The 15,285-nt window shown below is 68.2% G+C and carries 16 protein-coding genes; 5 read left to right on the top strand and 11 right to left on the bottom strand.

All coding sequences use genetic code 11. The features are described from left to right. Window positions 1-2,752, top strand: a 2,752-nt coding sequence (locus OK17_RS09200; RefSeq protein WP_461417267.1) for a pyruvate carboxylase, incomplete at its 5' end; no start/stop codon positions are given. 85 nt (window positions 2,753-2,837) lie between these two features. On the opposite strand, the gene OK17_RS09205 is transcribed toward OK17_RS09200, so the two are convergent. Genes OK17_RS09205 through uraD form a run of 3 tightly spaced genes read right to left on the bottom strand, consistent with a single transcriptional unit; the run spans window position 2,838 to window position 4,326 of the window. Beyond that, window positions 2,838-3,452, bottom strand: a complete 615-nt coding sequence (locus OK17_RS09205; RefSeq protein WP_232715552.1) for a nucleoside/nucleotide kinase family protein — start codon at window positions 3,450-3,452, stop codon at window positions 2,838-2,840. 5 nt (window positions 3,453-3,457) lie between these two features. Continuing rightward, on the bottom strand, window positions 3,458-3,784 hold the full coding sequence (gene uraH / locus OK17_RS09210) for a hydroxyisourate hydrolase (protein WP_154882841.1): 327 nt from the start codon (window positions 3,782-3,784) through the stop codon (window positions 3,458-3,460). Beyond that, window positions 3,781-4,326, bottom strand: coding sequence for a 2-oxo-4-hydroxy-4-carboxy-5-ureidoimidazoline decarboxylase (gene uraD, locus OK17_RS09215; RefSeq protein WP_461417268.1), 546 nt, complete (start codon window positions 4,324-4,326; stop codon window positions 3,781-3,783). Before uraD ends, uraH begins: the two co-directional genes overlap by 4 nt. Before the next feature lie 72 nt (window positions 4,327-4,398). Here uraD and OK17_RS09220 point away from each other — a divergent pair, with 72 nt between their 5' ends. Both OK17_RS09220 and OK17_RS09225 read left to right on the top strand, forming a co-directional pair. Next, complete coding sequence (locus OK17_RS09220; RefSeq protein ID WP_232715550.1) at window positions 4,399-4,971, top strand: nucleotidyltransferase family protein; 573 nt, start codon at window positions 4,399-4,401, stop codon at window positions 4,969-4,971. A 208-nt stretch (window positions 4,972-5,179) separates the two neighbouring features. Further along, window positions 5,180-5,902, top strand: a complete 723-nt coding sequence (locus OK17_RS09225) for a hypothetical protein (protein WP_232715553.1) — start codon at window positions 5,180-5,182, stop codon at window positions 5,900-5,902. A 1-nt stretch (window position 5,903) separates the two neighbouring features. On the opposite strand, the gene OK17_RS09230 is transcribed toward OK17_RS09225, so the two are convergent. The 3 genes from OK17_RS09230 to OK17_RS09240 are packed head-to-tail and all read right to left on the bottom strand — an operon-like array spanning window position 5,904 to window position 9,528. Then, entirely contained in the window at window positions 5,904-8,009 is a 2,106-nt protein-coding gene (locus tag OK17_RS09230) for a xanthine dehydrogenase family protein molybdopterin-binding subunit (RefSeq protein ID WP_461417269.1), read from the bottom strand. Continuing rightward, window positions 8,006-9,016, bottom strand: coding sequence for an FAD binding domain-containing protein (locus tag OK17_RS09235; protein ID WP_461417270.1), 1,011 nt, complete (start codon window positions 9,014-9,016; stop codon window positions 8,006-8,008). The genes OK17_RS09230 and OK17_RS09235 overlap by 4 nt, the downstream gene beginning before the upstream one ends. Continuing rightward, on the bottom strand, window positions 9,013-9,528 hold the full coding sequence (locus OK17_RS09240) for a (2Fe-2S)-binding protein (protein WP_461417271.1): 516 nt from the start codon (window positions 9,526-9,528) through the stop codon (window positions 9,013-9,015). The genes OK17_RS09235 and OK17_RS09240 overlap by 4 nt, the downstream gene beginning before the upstream one ends. A gap of 74 nt (window positions 9,529-9,602) precedes the next feature. Between OK17_RS09240 and OK17_RS09245 the strand changes: the two genes are divergently transcribed. Continuing rightward, window positions 9,603-10,925, top strand: coding sequence for an NAD(P)/FAD-dependent oxidoreductase (locus OK17_RS09245; RefSeq protein ID WP_461417272.1), 1,323 nt, complete (start codon window positions 9,603-9,605; stop codon window positions 10,923-10,925). A 37-nt stretch (window positions 10,926-10,962) separates the two neighbouring features. Here the strand turns inward: OK17_RS09245 and OK17_RS09250 are convergent, their stop codons facing one another. Further along, a complete protein-coding gene (locus OK17_RS09250; protein ID WP_461417278.1) occupies window positions 10,963-11,400 on the bottom strand; it encodes a 5' nucleotidase, NT5C type in 438 nt (145 codons plus the stop codon). A 68-nt stretch (window positions 11,401-11,468) separates the two neighbouring features. Continuing rightward, window positions 11,469-12,347 carry a TY-Chap domain-containing protein gene (locus OK17_RS09255; protein ID WP_461417273.1) on the bottom strand — a complete coding sequence of 293 codons (879 nt, stop codon included), beginning with the start codon at window positions 12,345-12,347 and terminating at the stop codon, window positions 11,469-11,471. A gap of 348 nt (window positions 12,348-12,695) precedes the next feature. Here OK17_RS09255 and OK17_RS09260 point away from each other — a divergent pair, with 348 nt between their 5' ends. Continuing rightward, window positions 12,696-13,823, top strand: a complete 1,128-nt coding sequence (locus OK17_RS09260) for a nitronate monooxygenase (RefSeq protein ID WP_461417274.1) — start codon at window positions 12,696-12,698, stop codon at window positions 13,821-13,823. 22 nt (window positions 13,824-13,845) lie between these two features. Here the strand turns inward: OK17_RS09260 and OK17_RS09265 are convergent, their stop codons facing one another. From OK17_RS09265 to OK17_RS09275, 3 genes are all read right to left on the bottom strand, one after another. Further along, the gene (locus tag OK17_RS09265) at window positions 13,846-14,175 is read right to left on the bottom strand and encodes a rhodanese-like domain-containing protein (RefSeq protein WP_461417275.1); all 330 of its coding nucleotides are present in this window, start codon (window positions 14,173-14,175) and stop codon (window positions 13,846-13,848) included. 33 nt (window positions 14,176-14,208) lie between these two features. Then, the gene (locus tag OK17_RS09270) at window positions 14,209-14,625 is read right to left on the bottom strand and encodes a MarR family winged helix-turn-helix transcriptional regulator (protein ID WP_461417276.1); all 417 of its coding nucleotides are present in this window, start codon (window positions 14,623-14,625) and stop codon (window positions 14,209-14,211) included. Between the two features lie 169 nt (window positions 14,626-14,794). Then, window positions 14,795-15,157: a hypothetical protein gene (locus OK17_RS09275; protein WP_461417277.1), complete on the bottom strand. Its 363-nt coding sequence runs from the start codon at window positions 15,155-15,157 to the stop codon at window positions 14,795-14,797. Window positions 15,158-15,285 lie beyond the last annotated feature (128 nt).

Below are 15,285 nucleotides of genomic sequence, written 5' to 3' on the forward strand. Positions count from 1 at the left end.
CCTCGCCGACACCCACGGCAACGTCATCCACCTGTACGAGCGCGACTGCAGCCTGCAGCGTCGTCACCAGAAGGTCATCGAGCTCGCGCCGGCCCCCAACCTCTCGGACGAGCTGCGGGAGAAGATCTGTGCCGACGCGGTGGCCTTCGCCCGCCACATCGGTTACACCTGCGCGGGCACCGTCGAGTTCCTCCTCGACGAACAGGGACGCCACGTGTTCATCGAGATGAACCCGCGCATCCAGGTCGAGCACACCGTCACCGAGGAGATCACCGACGTCGACCTGGTGAGCTCGCAGCTGCGCATCGCGGCGGGGGAGTCCCTCGACGATCTCGGTCTGTCGCAGGAGTCCATCCGTATCCGCGGTGCCGCGCTGCAGTGCCGCATCACCACCGAGGACCCGTCGAACGGCTTCCGCCCCGACGTGGGTCGGATCACCGCCTACCGCAGCCCGGGCGGCGCGGGTGTCCGCCTCGACGGCGGCGCCAACCTCGGTGCCGAGGTGAGCGGTCACTTCGACTCGATGCTGGTCAAACTGACGTGTCGTGGACGGGATTTCCCGACCGCGGTGCGTCGTGCCCGGCGCGCGGTCGCCGAGTTCCGCATCCGCGGTGTGGCGACCAACATCCCGTTCCTGCAGGCCGTGCTCGACGATCCGGACTTCCGTGCCGGTCGGGTCACCACCTCGTTCATCGACGAGCGCCCGGGTCTGCTGACCCAGCGCGTGTCGGCCGACCGCGGTACCAAGATCCTGTCGTACCTGGCCGACGTGACGGTCAACAAGCCACACGGTGAGCGGCCGACCACGGTGTACCCGCGGGACAAACTGCCCACCGTCGAGCGCGCCGTGCTCGCCTCGCCGAAAGACGGTTCGCGGCAGCGTCTTCTGCAGCTCGGACCGGAAGGATTCGCCCGCGATCTGCGAGAGAACCCGCGTCTGGGCATCACCGACACCACCTTCCGTGACGCACACCAGTCGCTGCTCGCGACCCGCGTGCGCACCACCGGCCTGGTCAACGTCGCGCCCTACGTCGCGGCGTTGACGCCGGAACTGCTGTCGGTGGAGTGCTGGGGCGGCGCGACCTACGATGTGGCGCTGCGCTTCCTGAAGGAAGACCCGTGGGATCGGCTGGCCCAGTTGCGCGAGGCGATGCCGAACATCTGCCTGCAGATGCTGTTGCGCGGCGCCAACACCGTCGGGTACACGCCGTACCCGACCAAGGTCACCACGGCCTTCGTCGAAGAGGCCACCGACGTCGGCATCGACATCTTCCGGATCTTCGACGCGCTCAACAACATCGACGCGATGCGCCCGGCGATCGACGCGGTCCGTGAGACGGGGACCGCGGTGGCCGAGGTGGCGATGAGCTACACCGGTGACCTGTCGTCGCCGTCGGAGGACCTGTACACCCTCGACTACTACCTGCGTCTGGCCGAGCAGATCGTCGAAGCCGGTGCACATGTGCTCGCCATCAAGGACATGGCCGGTCTGTTGCGCGCCCCGGCGGCGACCAAGCTGGTCACGGCTCTGCGCAAGAACTTCGACCTGCCGATCCACGTGCACACCCACGACACCCCGGGTGGTCAGCTGGCCACCTACATGGCGGCCTGGCAGGCCGGTGCGGACGCGGTGGACGGTGCGAGTGCTGCGCTGGCCGGCACGACCAGTCAGCCTCCGCTGTCGGCGATCGTCGCGGCGACCGCGAACACCGACCGCGACAGCGGCATCGACCTGGCTCGCGTCTGCGACCTCGAGCCGTACTGGGAGGCGCTGCGAAAGGTGTACGCGCCGTTCGAGTCCGGGCTCCCGGCCCCGACCGGTCGCGTGTACTCGCACGAGATCCCCGGCGGTCAGCTGTCGAACCTGCGTCAGCAGGCCATCTCGCTCGGTCTGGGCAACCGCTTCGAGGCCGTCGAGCAGGCCTACGCCGCAGCCGACTCGATGCTGGGTCGCCTGGTCAAGGTGACGCCGTCGTCGAAGGTCGTCGGTGACCTGGCGCTGGCACTGGTCGGTCGCGGGATCACCGCGTCGGACTTCGCCGCCGACCCGAGCTCCTACGACATCCCGGACTCGGTGATCGGATTCCTGCGCGGCGAACTCGGCGACCCGCCCGGTGGCTGGCCGGAGCCGCTGCGCAGCCTTGCGCTCGAGGGCCGCGCGCCGGCGCCGGAGATCAAGCAGCTGACCGCCGACGACGAGGCGATCCTGGACAAGCCCGGTCGCGACCGTCAGGTGCGTCTCAACCACCTGCTGTTCCCCGGCCCCGCGAAGGAGTTCGAGGAGCACTACGAGACCTACGGCGACACCTCGCGGCTGTCGGCGAACCAGTTCTTCTACGGTCTCCGGTACGGCGAGGAACACCGCGTCAACCTCGAGCCCGGCGTGGAACTGATGATCGGTCTCGAGGCCATCAGCGAACCGGACGAGAAGGGCATGCGCACCGTGATGTGCGTGCTCAACGGTCAGCTGCGTCCGATCGCGGTCCGCGACCACAGCATCGACTCCGCGGTCGCCAGCGCCGAGAAGGCCGATCGTGCCAATCCGAAGCACGTCGGGGCGCCGTTCGCCGGCGTCGTGTCGCTGTCGGTCGACGTGGGCGACGAGGTCGCCGTCGGCGCGACGATCGGCACCATCGAGGCGATGAAGATGGAGGCGGCCATCACCGCACCCGTCGGCGGCAAGGTCACGCGCGTCGCGATCGGCCCGGTCACCCAGGTGTCGCCGGGGGATCTGCTCATCGAGATCGGCTGACCTTCGGCCCCTTCGGGGGGTTTCGCTCACGGATTCCGTTCCCGCTCACCGAAACTGGGTGAGCGGGAACGGAAGTCGTGAGCGCTCAGGCGATGATCGTGTCAGCCCGTGACCGCGTCGTGGCGATCAGTTCCGCGTTGGGGGCGTCGACGGTGGCGATCCATGCGCGGGCCTCGGCTTCGCTCTTCCCGGCTTCGATGTGCCGGCGGAGCAGGCGTTCGCGTCGGGTGGCGTCGTCGGCGTCGACGTAGATCAAGCGGTCCAGGAGTGGGCACACGTCGCGCCACCCGGGTTGGTCGAGGCCGAGGTAGTTGCCCTCGACGACCACCAGTCGGGCAGTGGCGGGCACGGTGAGCGACGCCGCGATCGGCTCTCCGGTGGCGTGGTCGAAGTCGGGCGCGTACACCGTGTCGCAGCCGTCGGCGATGCGTCGAAGTGTGGCAACGAATCCCGCGACGTCGAAGGTGTCCGGCGCACCCTTGCGGTCGCGACGGCCGAGCCGATCGAGTATGGCGTTCGACAGGTGATAGCCGTCCATCGGGACATAGCCCACCGCGTCGGGGCCCAGTGTCGAGGTGAAGTCGTCGACGACGGACCGTGCGAGTGTCGTCTTGCCCGCGCCCGGCGGGCCGGTGATGCCGACGACGATCCGCGCCGCGCCCGCCCCGAGCAGCGCGGCCACGTCGTCGTGGGCCGGCATCCGGGTCAGCTACCGCGGTAGGTCGAATACGCGAACGGGCTCAGCAGCACCGGGACGTGATAGTGGCGGTCGGCGTCGTCGACCTCGAAGCAGATGTCGATCTCCGGGTAGAACGCCTTGATGTCGTTGTCGGCGAACCAGTTCCCGGTGTCGAAGACCAGGTGATAGATGCCGGGGACGAGGGCTTCGGTGTTGACCTTGCCGATGCGTCCGTCCGAATCGGTGGTGCCTGAAGCCAATTCGGTGCCCGATGCGTCCTGCAGGGACACCTCGACGCCGACGGCAGGGGAGCCCGACGTGGCATCGAGGACATGGGTGGACAGGCCGGTCATGCGGAGGCTCCCTCGTCGACGTCTGGTGTGTTCAGCATACGGATCAGGCGGCTGCGGTTGATCTTCGCCAGCTCGCCGCGCAGCACGCGGCGTTCGGTTGCGGGATCGTTGCCCATGCGTTCCTTCAGGATTCCCAGCAGCTCGTCCGCGGGGCGGCCGTTGGCGAACACCAGGTAGACGTGGCCGAACTTGTCCTCGTAGGCCGCGTTGTACTTCTTCAGTTCGTCGATGACCGCTGTGTCCGCGCCGGACACCCCGGACTGTTCACGGGCCGACGAGGCGTTGTCGGGCCGGTCGCCGATCCGGGGATGCCCGGCGAGAGCCTGGTCGATGTCGGTCTCGGCCAGCTCGACCAGTAGGTCGTCGGCCCGATCCAACAGTGCTTGTGGATCGGCGAAGGGGCGCTCTTCCGCGACGCGTTGGGCCCAGGTGAGCGAGCTGCAGCAGGCGAGCAAACGCTTGACGCACGCGTCGGTGGTGAGATCGTTGAAGCGGTCGAGCTGTCCTCGTCCGCCGGGGTCGAGGTCTTCGTCTGGGCGCACGCGTACAGCCTAGGAGGTCCGCTCGAGGACCACCGATTCACCAACGGCTCCTGGGATTGGGAAGATGGAACGGTGACGGCGTCAGGTGAGGACAGCGAGATCGGTGAGATTCTCGGTGTGGTGCTCGCCGCGGGCGCCGGCAGTCGGTACGGGATGCCCAAGATCCTCGCCCACGACGGCCGCTGGCTGGAGACCGCGACCGACGCGCTACGGGCCGGTGGGTGCGCGGACATCGCGGTCGCGATGGGGGCTGCGATCGTCGAGCCGCCCGCCGGTATCACCGCGCTCGTCGTGGACGACTGGGCCGACGGTATCGGCGCGTCCGTGTCGGCGGCGCTCGACTGGGCGAAGCGCCGGCCCGGGGTGGTCGGAGTGGTGCTCACCGTGGTCGACACCCCCGACGTCGGACCCGGCGTCGTACGTCGCATCGTCGAGGCATCCGGAGGGCGGCGCGGCAATCTGGTACGTGCCGTCTTCGACGGCCGGCGGGGACATCCGGTGTACATCGGCGCAGACCATCTCGGTCCCGCACTCGAGGTCATCCACGGAGATGTGGGTGCGCAGCGGTACCTGCGAGATCACCAGGTGACCTGCGTCGAATGCGGCGACCTGGCCACGGGGCAGGACATCGACACCAGGGAATGAGCCGCTCCCGCCGGCGTGCCCATTTCGAGACCTTCTCGTCGCCTTTCCGGTGCACGCGGATCCCGCTTCTGTCGATCGTCCGTGCATAGGGTGCAGACAGAGCCCGCGTCGGTACAGCCAGAGCCGGCGCACACCGGGCCCGTCGAAGACCATCACCGTCGAAGAAGGTGATCACGTGGCGCGAGGACACCGCCGTCGAATCGTCGCGATGGTCGCCGCGCTGGCCGCGGGTCTCGCACTGGCCGCGTGCGCGGGATCGCCGGAGCAGGCGACGTCCGATCGCCCCGCCGCTCAGGATTCCCACCTCCCGCCCGGTTTCGACACCACTTTCCGCTGGTCGGCCACACCGGTGCTCGACCCCCAGTCCGCGGAGGGCACCTTCGTCCGCGCCTTCGTCGAGTCGTTCGAGCTCGCCAACGCCGGGGCGTCGGTCGAATGGGGCTACCCGGGGTTCATCGAGGCCTCGCCGTCGAACATCGATCAGATGGTCACCGCTTACCCGTCCGAGGTCTCCGCGGCCCGACGCCAGGTCGGCACCGCCTTCTACACCGGACTGCGACGCGTCGACGACGCTGACTGGACGCGAATCGTGCTGTGCCGCCAGGGATATCGGTCGGTGGAAAGCGATGGGACGTGGGCGGTCGGGTATGATACGTCGCGTCCCGTGGAGATCGACATCCGACGCACCGGGGACCGGCCGCCGGCGGCTCCGCGGGGCGGCCAGCGGACGCCGGAGACCGACGTCTTCGGCGGCTGGTACACCTCGCGATACGACTTCTCTGCCCTGTACCCCACCCCGACCGCCGACCAGAAGGCTTGCGCGGCAACGCGACAGGTGGGGATGCCGCATTGGCTTCCCGCCCAGGCAGACGAGCCGTGGCCGGTGTCGCCAGCGGTACCGGGCTGGTCGACGTACCCGGGCGTCGGCTGACTCAGAAGTCGGGTAGACCCTCGAGCAGGTCGTCGAGGTGCACGGGCAGGTCCCGGACGCGCACGCCGGTTGCGTTGTACACCGCGTTGACGACGGCCGCGGCACTGCCGACGATGCCGATCTCGCCGGCGCCGCGCGACCCCATCGGTGTCGCGTGTTCGTCGGGATCGTCGAGCCAGACGGCGTCGATGTCGGCGATGTCGGCGTGCACGGGCACGTGGTATTCGGCGAGATCCTGGGTGACGACGTGCCCGAAGCGCGGATCGCGGACGCTCTCCTCGAGCAGTGCCATCGAGATGCCGAACGTCATCCCGCCGATGAGCTGGGACCGCACCGTGCGCGGATTGATGGCGCGCCCGATCGAGAACACTCCGAGCATGCGGGGGATGCGGATCTCGCCGGTGTCGACGTCGACGCGGACCTCGACGAAGTGGGCACCGAACGAGGCGATCCGGAATTTCTTCAGATCGGGGTTCTCGTCGGTCTCGGCGCTGACCTCGGCGCCGTCGCCCGGAGCGTCGCCGAACCGGGTGCGAAATCGTTGTGCCGCGGTGACGATCGCCGATCCCCACGACGATGTGCCCGACGACCCGCCCGCGACGGAACCGCTCGGCAGGGAGCTGTCACCGATCTGCAGGTCGACTTGTTCCGGCTCGATCCCGAGCGCATCGGCGGCGATGAGTGTCAGTGCCGTCCACGCTCCCGTGCCGATGTCGGTGGCCGCGATCCGCACGGCGTACCGACCGCCCCGATAGGAGACGGAGGCCTCGTTCCCCGGGTTCACCATGTGCGGATACGTCGACGACGCGACGCCGTATCCGACCAGTTGCCGACCGTCGCGGGTGGTGCCGGGCTCGGCGCGGCGCCGGTCCCAGCCGAACCGTTCGGCGCCCTCGCGAAGGCATCGCACGAGTTGCCGGGACGACCACGGCTTTCCACTTTCTGGGTCCTCGGCGGGTTCGTTGCGGAGGCGTAGCTCGATCGGGTCGAGTCCGACGGCGTGGGCGAGTTCGTCCATCGCGACCTCACCGGCGAACATCCCGGGGGCTTCGCCGGGGGCGCGGAACCAGAACGGCGGCGGGACGTCCAGGGGGACGACGTGGTGGTCGGTGCGCCGGTTGGGGGCGGTGTACATCATCCGCGATGACACGGCGGCCTGCTCGGCGAACTCCTTCGCGTGAGCGGAGTGCGTGTGTGCCTCGTGGATCAGCGCGGTGATGTTGCCGTCGCCGTCGGCGGCGATGCGCAGCCGGGCGCGCGTCGGCGCACGATGGCCGACGTAGGCGAACATGTGCTGTCGCGTCACCGCGAACTTCACCGCCCGGCCGGGCACACGCATCGCGGCCATGGCGGCCAGCACGTCATGCGAATGAGGGGAACCCTTGGACCCGAACCCGCCCCCGACATGCGGTGCGATCACCCGCATCTGTGCGGGTTCGAGTCCAAGGACGGGCGCCAACGCGGAGACCACGCCCTGCGTCGACTGCGTCGAGTCGTACAGGGTCAGGAGCTCCTCGTCGGGCGCCCACGTTGCGACCACGGTGTGTGGTTCCATCGGGTTGTTGTGCTCTTCGGGCGTCGAGTACCACTCGTCGACCACCACCGTGCCGGACGGGGGGTCGTCGAAGATCCGGTCGGGTTCGCCGCTCTCGGAGGTGGGGTCGAATCCGCCGTTGACCTTCTCCGGCCGGTACCGATTGGGATGGTCGGCACGGAACTCGGTGTCGTGGGGGGCCTCGTCATAGGTCACGGTCACCGAAGCGGCTGATTCCCGGGCGATCTCGGGGGATTCGGCGATCACCGCGCCGATCAGCTGGCCGCGGTAGGCGACCTCCGGCGTCTGCAGGATCGTGAGATCGCCGTCGGAGGTGTCGGCCAGCCGGGGCGCGTTGTCGATGGTGAGGACCGCGACGACCCCGTCGGTCGATTCGGCTGCGGCGGTGTCCATCGAGGTCACCCGGCCGCGGGCGACGGTCGCGGTGATCGGCCACAGATAGGTCGCGTCGGTGAGGTGTTCATACGCGTACGGCGCTGTGCCGCGGACCTTTTCGACGCCGTCGATCCGCGCATGACCGATGGGGGCGGGCGACGATCCGACGACGCTCATCGGGTCAGCTCCTCGAGGACGGCGGTGAGGGTGCGACGGACGAGGGGGATCTTGAACGCGTTCCCCTCCAGTGGGCGGGCGTCGGCGAGTTCGGCATCGGCTGCCTCGGTGAACAATTCGCGCGACGGTTGCCGCCCGCGGAGGACGGCTTCGGCGCGTTCGGCGCGCCACGGTTTGTGCGCGACGCCGCCCAGGGCGATCCGGGCCTCGCCGATCGTGCCCCCGTCGGTCGTGTTCCCGCCCATGGTGATCTCCGCGCCGACCGAGACCAGCGCGAAGGCGTACGACGCCCGGTCGCGGACCTTGCGGTACGTCGAGACGGATCCGGGTGGCGGCGCAGGAATGTCGACGGCGACGATCACGTCGTGTGGGTCGAGGACCGTGTCCTGGTCGGGATGTTCGCCGGGGTCGCGGTACAGCGCGCGGACATCGAGCTCGCGTTCCCCGTCCGGGCCCTGCACCACGATCCGCGCGTCCAGGGCGGTCAGCGCGACAGCCATGTCCGAGGGGTGGGTGGCCACGCAGGTGTTCGGGTCGTCGGCGTCGGGAGTGCCGAGGATGGCGTGATGGCGGGTGTAACCGCCGATCGCCGAGCAGCCGCTGCCGGGTGAGCGCTTGTTGCACGGCGTCGTGACGTCCTGGAAGTAGACGCATCGCGTCCGCTGCAGCAGGTTTCCGGCGTTGGTCGCCAGGTTGCGCAACTGCGGTGATGCGCCCGCCAGCAGCGCGCGGGCGAGGATCGGGTAGCGGCGTCGGACCAGGGGATGGGCAGCTGTGTCGGCGTTGCGGGCGGTCGCGCCGAGACGCAGGGAACCGTCGGCGTTCTCGCTGATCTGGTCCAGAGGGAGTCGTGAGATGTCCACGAGTGCAGGCGGGTTGGCGACACCGAGTTTCATGTGGTCGACGAGGTTGGTGCCGCCGGCGAGTAGTTTGGCTCCGGGATGGTCGCGGAGATAGTCGACGGCCCCGGCCACGTCGTCGGCACGTTCGTAGGTGAAGGGGATCATCCTTCCGCCGCCTGCCGGATCGCCGCGACGATGTTGGGGTAGGCCGCGCAGCGACACAGGTTGCCGCTCATCCGTTCCCGGATCTCGTCGTCGCTGAGGGCTTCGTCCGCCGCGTCGGGGTCGAGGTCGTCGGTGGCGTGGCTGGGGTGCCCGTTCTTCGCCTCGTCGAGCATGCCGATCGCCGAGCACACCTGGCCGGGCGTGCAGTACCCGCATTGGAAGGCGTCCTGGTCGATGAACGCCTGCTGCAGGGGATGGAGATCGCCGGGTTCGGCGAGTCCTTCCGCGGTGACGATCTCGGAGCCCTCGTAGCTGACCGCGAACGACAGGCAACTGACGATGCGCCGACCGTCGACGAGGACGGTGCACGAGCCGCACTGGCCGTGATCGCAACCCTTCTTGGGCGAGAAAATGCCGAGGCGGTCGCGCAGACCGTCCAGCAGGGTGGTGCGGGTGTCGACGACGACGTCGTGGGCCACACCGTTGACCGAGAGAGAAACCCTGGTTTCCACACGGCGCGGATACCCGGCGACGCGAAGCCCAAACCAATCCCACGGGTCCGTATCAGTCTGGAACAATCGGCGGAATGGCCCCCTCGAGACCCAGAGTCGTCGTCATCGGTGCAGGATTCGCGGGGATGCACTGCGTCCGCCGGCTACGGAATGCCCCGGTCGACGTGACCTTGGTCGATCGCAGCACCAGCCACGTCTTCCAGCCGCTGCTCTACCAATGCGCCACCGGTTTGCTGTCGGAAGGTGCGATCTCGAGTCCGATCCGGCACCTGACCCGGCGCCAGCGCAATCTCGACGTCGTCCTGGGGGAGGCCGCCGACATCGACGTGCAGGCGCGGGAGGTCGTCGTCGACCGTCTCGACCGGTCGTCGTTCCGCCTGCCCTACGACTACCTCGTGGTCGGGACCGGGATGCGGACCGCGTACCGGGGCAACGACCAGTTCGCGAAGTACGCACCGGGGATGAAGACCCTCGACGACGCGCTGACGATCCGCCGCAAGATCATGGCCGCGTTCGAGATGGCCGAGACGATCACCGACCCCGAGGAACAGCGGTCCTGGCTGACATTCGCGGTCGCCGGGGGCGGGCCGACGGGAGTGGAGCTCGCCGGTCAGATCCGGGAGCTCGCAACCAGGGCGCTGGAGCGTGAGTACGACGCCATCGATCCCGCCCAGGCGCGGGTCCTGCTGTTGCACGGTGGAGAACGGGTGTTGCCGTCGTTCGACGCCCGGCTCTCGGCCAGTGCGCAACGCACTCTCGACGACCTCGGCGTGGAGACGCACCTCGGCGTGCACGTGACCGACGTCGGTGACGACTACGTGGAGACCACCCGCAAGGCCGACAAGCACAAGGACCGGTATCCGGCGCGAACGACGCTGTGGACCACCGGCGTCGAAGCCGTCCCGTTCGCCAACACCCTGGCGACCGCGCTCGGCGTCGAACAGGATCGGGCGGGCCGGATCCCGGTGGAGGCGGACCTCTCGGTCCCCGGCCATCCCGAGGTGTTCGTCGCCGGCGACATGATGGCGTACAAGGACCTCGCCGGCGTCGCCGAGGTCGCCATGCAGGGCGGCCACCACGCGGGCAAGATCATCGCCGAAACCGTTGAGGGCAAACAGGAACGGGCGCCGTTCAAGTACCGCGACCTCGGAACCGCCGCCTACATCGCGCGACGCCGCGCCATCGTGCAGTCGGGCCGGTTCCAGATGTCGGGATTCCCGGGCTGGGTCGCGTGGGGCGTCATCCACATCGCCTTCCTCGCCGGCGTCCGCAACCGCCTCGGAACCGTGATGACCTGGGGTGCAACGCTGATCACCGAATCCCGCCGCGAACGGGCGATCATCTACGGAGACACCGAGACCGCGAGGACGCCGTACGCGCGCCGGGATCAGAAGTAGGTTTCGGCGGGCTCGGTCACCGGGCCCTCGGGCGTGATCAGGCCTTCGTGCGCATGTATGCGACGACCTTCTCCCAGTTCTCGAAGCCGGCCTGGCCGAAGTGGATGTGTTCGCCCTCGAAGGCGTCCACCCCGCGCTTGGTCCGGTCGTCGATGATGTAATCGCCCTTGTTGAGGTTCTTGTGATGAGACAGGATGACCCGCTTGAAGGCGGGCGACTTCTTGTCACGACCGAAGTGCATCTTCACCCAGAGCAGTTTCTCGGTCCACGCCATGGGGTTGTCCCAGGGCGCGGTCGAGAGGATGTAGGTGTCGAAAAGCTTTGCCAGTTCTTCGTAGGCCTCGATGGCGCCATCCATCGGGTCCATGAGCGAGAAGATGCCGGGGACGTCGTCGAGATCGCCCTCGAACCGCTTGCGCTCGGCGTCGCTCAGCTTGTCGATCCCGGACTGGAAGTCGACGAGGGTGTTGTCCATGTCGACGTAGAGGATCTTCTTCTTCGGTTGGGCTACAGCGGTTTCGGTCACGTCTGCTTCCTTTCGGGTCAGTATTCGGTGAGTCGGGGCCGCAGGGACGGCACGCGGTTGACGAGTTTCGGTCCGCGAGACCGCGGCACCACCGGGCCGGGTTTACGAACCGGCGGGAGTGCGGCGGGCAGATCGTGGTCGATGAAATCGAACCACTCGTAGACGGCCTGGAACAGGTCGCCCCGGAAGAAGGTGCGGGCATCGATCGAACGGACGGCGTAGAGATCGTTGCCGTGGCGGATCAGCTCGATGTCCGGGCGCTTCTCGGCGAGGTCGGTGAGCGCCGCGCCGGCGAACCGGCGATGCGCGTCGTCGGCTACCTGCCCCACGATGTCGTTTCGCGGCTCGTCGTGACTCATGCCGATCGACGACTCGACCTGGGTGGTCGGTAGGAGGATCGTGCCGTCGGACCGGATCGGCAGGCTTCCGCCCGCGTAGGTCTCCAACTCCTCCCGGACCAGGTTCAGAAGCCCCGTCGGACCGAGTTCGCCTGTCGAGAGGACCGGAGCCCAGTCCGGGCGAGGGCACCCGAGTTCGGCGAGGAACGACGGGTCGGGCACCGACCACAGCTCGTGAACCGTGCGCACGACCAGATCGGCGATGGCTGCTCCGCCGCGGCCGGGCGTCTCATGGCAGATGAAACGGCCGTCGCGGAGCCGCCGCCAGCCGAGGTGGGTGAGGAACTCCGCGTCGCCTGCACACGATGACGCGACGGTGCACCGCAGGCCGCGCGCATTGCTGATTCGAAGGGCGAACCAGCCGTCGTCGTAGAGCGCGCGCATCGGCGTGATGAACGCGGTGTCGTCGCGTTCCATCATCGAGAGGTGGGTGGCGAGGCGGGTCTGGAAGTCCTGCCAGGAGTTCTCGACTGCTGTGTCGAATTCGTTGTCGGGCATGACAACTCCTTTCTCGAGCAGCGTCGGCCACCGCGGTTGTCCGCGGAGGGGTCGTGCTCGGTGAGTGTGCCCCGAGTCGGGGCGGAAGGCGCCTCACCGGAACCGGGAGGATCACCTGACATCTGCAGAATAGGGCAGGGGTACGACAGTTCTCGTCGAAGTCGTGTCGTCTGGTCGACCTCATCTCGACCGGCAGACGTCGATCGACGTCTGGGAGTCGAGTCGAGGTTCGCCGGTCAGCGGCCCTGGGTCCCGGGACGGGTGTTCCGCGGAACGCTTGTCCGACGACGCGCGGCCTGGTATCCAGATTAGAACACGTTCTAATTCTGACACTGGCGAGGAGTCTGTATGCACACCCCGATCTGCGATGAGCTCGGTATCGAGTTCCCGATCTTCGCGTTCACCCACTGTCGTGACGTCGTGGTCGCGGTCAGCAAGGCGGGCGGCTACGGAGTGCTCGGCGCGGTGGGCTTCACGCCGGAGCAGCTCGAGATCGAGCTGAACTGGATCGACGAGCACATCGGCGATCACCCGTACGGCGTCGACATCGTGATCCCCAACAAGTACGAGGGCATGGACGCGAACATGTCGGCCGAGGAGCTCACCAAGATGCTCCAGTCGATGGTCCCCAACGAGACCCTCGAGTTCGGCCGCAAGCTGCTGCTCGACCACGGGGTGCCGCTCGCCGACGGCGACGACAACTCGCTGCAGCTGCTCGGCTGGACCGAGGCGACCGCGACGCCGCAGGTCGAGATCGCCCTGCAGCACCCGAAGGTCACGCTGATCGCCAACGCGCTCGGCACGCCGCCGACGGACATGATCGAGAAGATCCAGGCCGCCGGCCGCAAGGTCGCGGCGCTGTGTGGCTCGCCGAAGCAGGCCCGCAAGCATGCCGACGCCGGTGTCGACATCATCATCGCCCAGGGCGGCGAGGGTGGCGGCCATTGCGGTGAGGTCGGTTCGATCGTGCTCTGGCCGCAGGTCGTCAAAGAGGTTGCGCCCGTGCCGGTTCTGGCCGCAGGTGGTATCGGCAGCGGCGAGCAGATCGCGGCCGCACTCGCGCTCGGTGCGCAGGGTGCGTGGAGCGGTTCGCAGTGGCTGATGGTCGAAGAGGCGGAGAACACCCCCGTCCAGCAGCAGACCTACATCGACGCGTCGAGCCGCGACACCGTTCGCAGCCGCTCGTTCACCGGCAAGCCGTGCCGCATGCTGCGCAACGACTGGACCGAGGCCTGGGAGAACCCCGAGAACCCCGATCCGCTGGGAATGCCGTTGCAGTACATGGTGTCCGGCATGGCGGTCGCCGCGACGCACAAGCATCCCGACGAGAGCATCGACGTCGCCTTCAACCCCGTCGGCCAGGTCGTCGGACAGTTCAAGAAGGTCGAGAAGACCTCGGCGGTCATCGAACGCTGGGTGACCGAGTACATCGAGGCGACCGGCAACCTCGACGCGTTCGCGAACGCGACGGCTTAGTCCGAGGGGTCGGGTGGCGGGCTCACTCGCTGAGTTCGCCACCCGCGGCTCGCCAGCCGATCAGACCGCCGCTCATGTTGACGGCGTCGAAACCGTTCTCCATGAGGAGATTTGCTGCACCGGCGGATCTGATTCCGCCGGTGCAGAACGCTATCAGGAGGGTGTCCTCCGGTAGCTCGATGCACCGGTCGGGGAGCACTTCCAGCGGCATGTGGACCGCGTCGGGGATGTGAACCCGGTTCCATTCGAAGTCGCGGCGAACGTCGACGACCAGCGCGCCGTCGTGCACCAGCTGCAGGGCCTCGGTCGCGGACACGGTCGGCGGCCGGCGCAAGTAGTGGCGGACTCCCACAACCTTCAGTCTAGCTGAAGGTTGCCGCGGGTGTCAGCTCCCCGGGAAGGACCGCATCATGTAAATGCGGAGGGCTTGTGCCAGTTCGGGGTCGCGCGCGGAGAACTCAGTGTCGAGCCGGTCGACCTCGGCTGCTGCGCGCGCCAGGATCTCTTCACCGGCAGGGGTGATCCGCAGACGCGAGGCGCTGCCCGCGTGGGCGGTGCCGTCGTCGACGAGCCCGGTCTCGACGAAGCCGGAGATCGCGGAGTGCACGCTCTGGACCGTGATGCGCGACCGTCGCGCGAGCTCGCTGAACGAGATGCCCGGCGTGCCGCGAATGTGGCCGAGCAGACCGTACTTTCGCGTGTTGAGCCCGAGCGGTTTGAGTGCGGCCGCGAGTTCGGACTCCCGAGCCCGGCTCAACGTGAGCAGCGTGATCGTGGGGCTGAACGGTGGCGGCTCCGACATGGGGGCAGGCTAGCAGTCGCGCGGATGGCGATGCGGAATCCGGGGAGGTAGTCTGCGGCGGAATGAGGTCGCGCGCGACGTCGATCGGGATCGGCGACCTCGGCTGAGTTCGCGCGGCCGTAACGGAGTCGCACGCGACCTCAATCGGGCTCGTGGCCCGGGGAGGGTCTCAGCGGATGGCGCGAGAGAAGCCCTCTGCCACAGCCAGACCCAACGCCCCTTCGGCGAAGCGTGACACCGGGCCGATGGCGGCGTCGAGAGCTTCGTCGTATCCCTCACGCGCCTGGCCCCACAGCTCTCCGGAGGAGCCGTCCGGGGTCACCCCGATCAGTGCGATGAGTTCACCGGTGGTGGGGATGCAGATGGCCCACACGAATCGGGTCTCGTTGTCCCAGTCGGCGTTGGCCGACGCGACGTAGTCGCCGGGGGAGTCGGCCCCGAGAAGAGACAACGCCGGGACGTCGGTGATCCGGTCGTCCGCACGAAGCGAACGGAGATACCACTTCCCGGCGTTGATCTCGACTGGTTGCACGATGTCCCTTCGATACGCTCGCAAGCTCGCTACTCAGGGAGCGGGTTTGGGCTACGCGACCTCGCTACTCAGGGAGCGGGGAGGCCGACCTTTGCTCACTGAGGTGCGAGCGAGGGGGCCGACTACCG

The organism is Gordonia sp. GN26 (assembly GCF_054823965.1).

Coding starts and splice junctions, on each gene's coding strand:
- OK17_RS09235 (WP_461417270.1), bottom strand. CDS start 9,016: ATGATCCCCTTCACCTACGAACGTGCCGACGACGTGGCCGGGGCCGTC.
- OK17_RS09225 (WP_232715553.1), top strand. CDS start 5,180: ATGGTCGCCGCGCTGGCCGCGGGTCTCGCACTGGCCGCGTGCGCGGGA.
- OK17_RS09230 (WP_461417269.1), bottom strand. CDS start 8,009: ATGAGCGTCGTCGGATCGTCGCCCGCCCCCATCGGTCATGCGCGGATC.
- OK17_RS09255 (WP_461417273.1), bottom strand. CDS start 12,347: ATGCCCGACAACGAATTCGACACAGCAGTCGAGAACTCCTGGCAGGAC.
- OK17_RS09205 (WP_232715552.1), bottom strand. CDS start 3,452: ATGCCGGCCCACGACGACGTGGCCGCGCTGCTCGGGGCGGGCGCGGCG.
- OK17_RS09270 (WP_461417276.1), bottom strand. CDS start 14,625: ATGTCGGAGCCGCCACCGTTCAGCCCCACGATCACGCTGCTCACGTTG.
- OK17_RS09250 (WP_461417278.1), bottom strand. CDS start 11,400: ATGGACAACACCCTCGTCGACTTCCAGTCCGGGATCGACAAGCTGAGC.
- OK17_RS09260 (WP_461417274.1), top strand. CDS start 12,696: ATGCACACCCCGATCTGCGATGAGCTCGGTATCGAGTTCCCGATCTTC.
- uraH (WP_154882841.1), bottom strand. CDS start 3,784: ATGACCGGCCTGTCCACCCATGTCCTCGATGCCACGTCGGGCTCCCCT.
- OK17_RS09245 (WP_461417272.1), top strand. CDS start 9,603: ATGGCCCCCTCGAGACCCAGAGTCGTCGTCATCGGTGCAGGATTCGCG.